This window comes from Streptomyces bobili (genome assembly GCF_002154575.1).
GTDB classification, from domain to species: domain Bacteria; phylum Actinomycetota; class Actinomycetes; order Streptomycetales; family Streptomycetaceae; genus Streptomyces; species Streptomyces bobili.
Genome location: NZ_MUBA01000796.1, coordinates 1 through 1,275, shown reverse-complemented (window position 1 = coordinate 1,275; position 1,275 = coordinate 1). Strand labels below are relative to the sequence as shown.

The window sequence follows — 1,275 nt, the reverse complement described above, 5'->3', positions numbered from 1 at the left end:
CCCCGGGGGCGTGGGCGGGGATGGGCGGGTTCACGTTGGTGGGGCTGGGACTGTGTGTGCTCGTGCCGCAGACGTTCGCGGCGGCGGGGAGGCTGTTCCCGGGAGCCTCGGACGCGGCCGTCGCCCGGCTCAACGTCTTCAACTACGTCGGTTTCCTGGTCGGTTCGCCGTTGGTCGGGGCGCTCGGGGACGCGTGGAGCTACCGCGGGGCGATGGCCGTGCCGATGGTGTTGGTGCTGGTGACGTTCGTGTACGCCAGGTCGTTCGCTCCTCAACCGGACCGATACGGTGGCGGGCATGAGCGGCCGCGCACAGCTGATGTGGGACGAGGCAGTAACGGGGTATGACTTCGGTCCGGATCACCCGATGGATCCGGTTCGGCTGGCCCTGACCCGGCGACTGGTCGATGCCCTCGGGCTCGACCGGGAGGTGGAGGTCGTGTCCGCCAAGCCGGCCGGGGAGTCGACGCTGCGGCTCGTCCACCGGGAGGACTACATCAAGGCCGTCAAGGCCGCCTCCGCCGATCCGCGGGCCGCGGACACGTCGTACGGGCTCGGGACCGTGGACGATCCGGCCTTCGCCGGCATGCACGAGGTGTCCTCCCTGATCGCCGGGCTGTCGGTGGGCGCGGCCGAGGCGGTGTGGCGGGGGGACGCGCTGCACGCGGTGAACTTCTCGGGCGGGCTCCACCATGCGATGCCCGGAGGCGCGGCCGGGTTCTGTGTGTACAACGACGCGTCCCTGGCCATCGCGCGGTTGCTGGAGCTGGGCGCTCGGCGGGTCGCGTACGTGGACGTCGACGTGCATCACGGAGACGGGGTGCAGGCGGCCTTCTGGGAGGACCCGCGGGTGCTGACGATCTCCCTGCACGAGCACCCTCGGACGCTGTTTCCGCAGACCGGGTGGCCGGAGGAGACCGGGGCGGGGGACGGCGAGGGGGCCGCGGTGAACGTGGCCCTGCCTGCGGGGACGGGGGACGCAGGGTGGTTGCGGGCGTTCCACGCGGTGGTGCCGGAGCTGGTCGCCGACTTCCGGCCCGATGTGCTGGTCACTCAGCACGGGGCTGACACGCACTTCGAGGATCCGTTGGCTCATCTGGCGGTGTCGTTGGACGCGCAGCGGGCCGTGCAGGTCGCCTGTCATTCGCTCGCGCACGAGTACGCCGGGGGGAAGTGGGTCGCGTTGGGTGGGGGTGGCTACGCGGTGGTGGATGTCGTGCCGCGGTCGTGGACACATCTCGTGGGGATCGCGGCGGGGCGGCCCGTGGAGCCGGAG

At 71.7% G+C, this 1,275-nt stretch carries 2 protein-coding genes; both read left to right on the top strand.

Annotation, left to right across the window (positions count from 1 at the left end):
• A partial coding sequence (locus BZL64_RS37680; RefSeq protein ID WP_143663447.1) for an MFS transporter occupies nucleotides 1-347 on the top strand: 347 nt, incomplete at its 5' end.
• Nucleotides 298-1,275 (top strand): acetoin utilization protein AcuC (locus tag BZL64_RS37675; RefSeq protein WP_086773452.1); only part of this gene is annotated, 978 nt, incomplete at its 3' end. The genes BZL64_RS37680 and BZL64_RS37675, both read left to right, overlap by 50 nt.